The sequence below is a fragment of the Bradyrhizobium sp. genome (assembly GCF_047605465.1).
In the GTDB taxonomy this organism is placed as follows: Bacteria; Pseudomonadota; Alphaproteobacteria; order Rhizobiales; family Xanthobacteraceae; genus Bradyrhizobium.
Genome location: NZ_JASGFS010000124.1, coordinates 1 through 4,346, shown reverse-complemented (window position 1 = coordinate 4,346; position 4,346 = coordinate 1). Strand labels below are relative to the sequence as shown.

At 65.1% G+C, this 4,346-nt stretch carries 5 protein-coding genes and 1 pseudogene; all 6 read left to right on the top strand.

Going from position 1 to position 4,346, the window contains the following annotated elements:
• Window positions 1–283 (top strand): annotated as a pseudogene (locus QM712_RS36035) (NADH-quinone oxidoreductase subunit D); the annotation flags it as partial.
• The gene (locus QM712_RS36030; protein WP_415027901.1) at window positions 283–1,245 is read left to right on the top strand and encodes an FkbM family methyltransferase; all 963 of its coding nucleotides are present in this window, start codon (window positions 283–285) and stop codon (window positions 1,243–1,245) included. The pseudogene QM712_RS36035 and the gene QM712_RS36030, both read left to right, overlap by 1 nt.
• A gap of 12 nt (window positions 1,246–1,257) precedes the next feature.
• Complete coding sequence (nuoE, locus tag QM712_RS36025; RefSeq protein ID WP_415027900.1) at window positions 1,258–1,869, top strand: NADH-quinone oxidoreductase subunit NuoE; 612 nt, start codon at window positions 1,258–1,260, stop codon at window positions 1,867–1,869.
• Complete coding sequence (locus tag QM712_RS36020) at window positions 1,869–2,075, top strand: hypothetical protein (RefSeq protein ID WP_415027899.1); 207 nt, start codon at window positions 1,869–1,871, stop codon at window positions 2,073–2,075. The genes nuoE and QM712_RS36020 overlap by 1 nt, the downstream gene beginning before the upstream one ends.
• A gap of 15 nt (window positions 2,076–2,090) precedes the next feature.
• Window positions 2,091–3,416 (top strand): NADH-quinone oxidoreductase subunit NuoF, encoded by a 1,326-nt coding sequence (gene nuoF / locus QM712_RS36015; RefSeq protein ID WP_415027898.1) that lies wholly within the window; start codon window positions 2,091–2,093, stop codon window positions 3,414–3,416.
• A 5-nt stretch (window positions 3,417–3,421) separates the two neighbouring features.
• Window positions 3,422–4,346, top strand: a 925-nt coding sequence (gene nuoG / locus QM712_RS36010; protein ID WP_415027897.1) for an NADH-quinone oxidoreductase subunit NuoG, incomplete at its 3' end; no start/stop codon positions are given.

The window sequence follows — 4,346 nt, the reverse complement described above, 5'->3', positions numbered from 1 at the left end:
GATGAAGCGCTCGATGGAAGCGCTGATCCACCACTTCAAGCTCTACACCGAAGGCGTTCACGTGCCGGCCGGCGAGGTCTATGCCGCGGTCGAGGCGCCGAAGGGCGAGTTCGGCGTCTATCTCGTCGCCGACGGCACCAACAAGCCCTACAAGTGCAAGATCCGCGCGCCGGGCTTCGCCCATCTGCAGGCGATGGACCACATCTGCAGGGGCCACCTGCTCGCCGACGTCTCGGCGATCCTGGGTTCGCTCGACATCGTGTTCGGAGAGGTCGATCGGTGATGGCGCAGGCGCCAATCCAGTTTGACCGCGCCTCGGGGGCCCTTGAAGGGGCCAACCTGTGGGAGCGGACGGCTGCCTTGGCGCTGGTGACGGGCTCGAAGATCTCGTCGCATTTCTCGCACATGGGCTACATCGCCTGCGCCAATCTGCTGCGCAAGACGCTGCCCGCGCGCAACATCGCGATCAAGCTCAACCCCGACGCCGTGTTCGAATTCCCTTATGGCGACGGCTATTGGAGCAAGCTGCTCAACCGCTCCTACAATTACGAAGACGAACTCGAGCTGCTGTTCGCGGGCTCGGTCGACGTCGACTACACGCTGATCGATTGCGGCGCCAATTACGGCTATTGGTCGGTGCTGGTCTCCAGCAAGCCGTTCGGCTCGCACAAGGCGATCGCGATCGAGCCGTCCGCGCAGAACTATTCGAAGCTCGCCAACAATGCGCGCGTCAACGGCGACCGCTTCGAGACCATGAAGTGCGCCATCGGCGCCACCCGCGGCACGGCGCGGCTGTCCGGGACCAAGCACGAGGCCTTCAGCATCGCCGGCGATCCGTCGGCGGGCGGCGAGGAAGTGCCGGTCGTCGCGCTCGACAACCTCATCGATGACGGCAAGGTGGCGCCCACCGGCAAGTACCTGATCAAGCTCGACGTCGAGGGCGTCGAGATCGAGGCGATCAAGGGCGGCGCCCGGCTGCTCGAAGCCGACAGCGTGATCATGTGCGAGGAGCACGGCAGCGATCGCTCGCACGCGGTGTCGCGCTACATCCTTGAGCACACCCCGCTGAAGCTGATCGTCTACGATCCCAGCACCAGGCGCATGGAAACGGTGACCGAATTGTCGATCCTCGACCGGATCAAGGTCTCCACCCACGTCGGCTACAACGTTTTCGGCACGGCAAGCGCATTCTGGCAGAAGAGGATCGATGCCTTGAATGCGAAGACCGCGCGCCGCATCCAGTGAGAGATTGAAGAGATGTCCGTCCGCCGACTAGCCCCCAAGGAAGTCCAGCCCGCGAGCTTCGCGTTCACGGAGGAGAACCTCGCGTTTGCGAAGCAGCAGATCGCGAAGTATCCGGCCGGACGCCAGGCTTCCGCCGTCATCGCAATTCTCTGGCGGGCGCAGGAGCAGAACGAGGGCTGGGTGTCGGAAGCCGCGATCCGCGTCATCGCCGACCTGCTCGACATGCCCTATATCCGTGTGCTCGAAGTCGTGACGTTCTACACGATGTTCCAGCTCGCGCCCGTCGGCAAGAAGGCCCATGTCCAGGTTTGCGGCACCACGCCGTGCCGCCTGCGCGGTGCCGAGGACCTGATCCACGTCTGCGAGAGCCGTATTCATCACGATCCCTTCCACCTCTCCAAGGACGGCAATTTCAGCTGGGAAGAGGTGGAGTGCCTGGGCGCCTGCGTGAACGCGCCGATGGTGCTGATCGGCAAGGACACCTACGAGGATCTGACCAAGGAAACCTTGGGCAAGGTGCTGGACGGCTTCGCCTCCGGCAATCCGCCCAAGCCCGGTCCGCAGAACGGCCGCCAGTTCTCGGCGCCGATCACCGGACCGACCACGCTGAAGGAGACGACCTGATGCGTGATTTGATGATGCCGGCGATGGAGAGGAGCGGGGCGGTGAAGAAATGGGGCTTCGTCGCCATGCATGCCGCGATCGCGGCCGTCTTCATGTTCCTGCTGCAGCGCTTCACGATGAACGCGTCGCAGGAATCCAGTCTGCTGTGGGCGCTGACCTTTGCCGTCTGCGCCGCCGGGCTTGCCTACAAGCAAGCCAATCGTTGATCGGAAAGCACTGACATGCTCGAGGACAAGGACCGCATCTTCAAGAACCTCTACGGCCTCCACGACTGGGGGCTCGAGGGCGCGCGGCGCCGTGGCGCGTGGGATGGCACCAAGGCCATCATCGACAAGGGCCGCGACTGGATCATCAACGAGATGAAGGCCTCGGGCCTGCGCGGGCGCGGTGGCGCCGGCTTCCCGACCGGTCTGAAATGGTCCTTCATGCCGAAGGAATCGACCGACGGACGGCCGAGCTATCTCGTCGTCAACGCCGACGAGTCCGAACCCGGCACCTGCAAGGATCGCGAGATCATGCGGCACGATCCGCATCTCCTGATCGAGGGCTGCCTGATCGCGAGCTGTGCGATGAACGCGCACACCTGCTACATCTACGTCCGCGGCGAGTTCATCCGCGAACGCGAGCACCTGCAGGCCGCGATCGACCAGGCCTACGACGCCAAGCTGGTCGGCAAGGACAACGTCAACGGCTGGCCGTTCGACATCTACGTCGCGCACGGCGCGGGCGCCTATATCTGCGGTGAGGAGACCGCGCTGCTCGAAAGCCTCGAAGGCAAGAAGGGCCAGCCGCGGCTGAAGCCGCCGTTCCCGGCGAATGTCGGCCTGTTCGGCTGTCCGACCACCGTGAACAACGTCGAGTCGATCGCGGTCGCGCCGGACATCCTGCGGCGCGGCGCGGCATGGTTCGCCGGCATCGGCCGTCCGAACAATGTCGGCACCAAGCTGTTCTGCATCTCCGGCCATGTCGAGCGGCCCTGCAACGTCGAAGAGGCGATGGGCATTCCGTTCCGCGAGCTCATCGACAAGCACTGCGGCGGCATCCGCGGCGGCTGGGACAATCTGAAGGCCGTGATTCCCGGCGGTTCGTCGGTGCGCATGGTGCCGGCCGAGCAGATCATCGACACGCCGATGGACTTCGACAGCCTGAGCAAGTTGCGCTCGGGCCTCGGCACCGCGGCCGTGATCGTGATGGACAAGTCGACCGACCTGATCCGCGCGATCGCCCGCATCTCCTATTTCTACAAGCACGAGAGCTGCGGCCAGTGCACGCCGTGCCGCGAGGGCACCGGCTGGATGTGGCGCGTGCTCACCCGCATGGCCGAGGGTCGCGCCCACAAGCGCGAGATCGACATGCTGCTCGAAGTCACCAAGCAGGTCGAAGGCCACACCATCTGCGCGCTCGGCGACGCAGCCGCCTGGCCGATCCAGGGCCTGATCGCGCATTTCCGTCATGAGATCGAAGCGCGCATCGACCAGTATTCGCACAAGGCCGACATCGACGATGCCGGAGTCCGCGATCCCGTGAACATGGTCGCGGCGGAGTAGGAAGAATGACCAAGCTCATCATCGACGGCAAAGAGATCGATGTCCCGGCGGAGTACACGCTGCTCCAGGCCTGCGAGGCCGCGGGCGCCGAGATTCCGCGCTTCTGCTACCACGAGCGGCTGTCGATCGCCGGCAATTGCCGGATGTGCCTCGTCGAAGTGAAGGGCGGCCCGAAGCCGGTCGCAAGCTGCGCCTGGGGCGTGCGCGATTGCCGTCCGGGTCCGAAGGGTGAGCCGCCGGAGATCTCCACGCGTTCGCCGATGGTGAAGAAGGCGCGCGAAGGCGTGATGGAGTTCCTGCTCATCAACCATCCGCTCGACTGCCCGATCTGCGACCAGGGCGGCGAATGCGACCTGCAGGACCAGGCGATGGGCTACGGTGTCGACACCAGCCGCTTTGCCGAGAACAAGCGCGCCGTCGAGGACAAATATCTCGGCGCGCTGGTCAAGACCTCGATGACCCGCTGCATCCAGTGCACGCGCTGTGTCCGCTTCTCGGCGGAAGTCGCCGGCGCCCCGGAAATGGGTGCGACCGGTCGCGGCGAGGACATGGAGATCACCACCTATCTCGAGCACGCGCTGACGTCCGAATTGCAGGGCAATCTCGTCGACATCTGCCCGGTCGGCGCGCTGACCTCGAAGCCCTATGCCTTTGCGGCCCGCCCGTGGGAGCTCGGCAAGACCCAGTCGATCGACGTCATGGACGGCATCGGCTCGGCGATCCGCGTCGATACCCGCGGACGCGAGGTGATGCGCGTGCTGCCGCGCATCAACGAGGCCGTGAACGAGGAGTGGATCTCCGACAAGACCCGTCACATCGTCGACGGCCTGCGCACCCAGCGCCTGGACCGGCCCTATATCCGCGAGGCCGGCAAGCTGCGCGCGGCAAGCTGGCCCGAGGCCTTTGCCGCGATCGCCGCGAAGGCGGCGC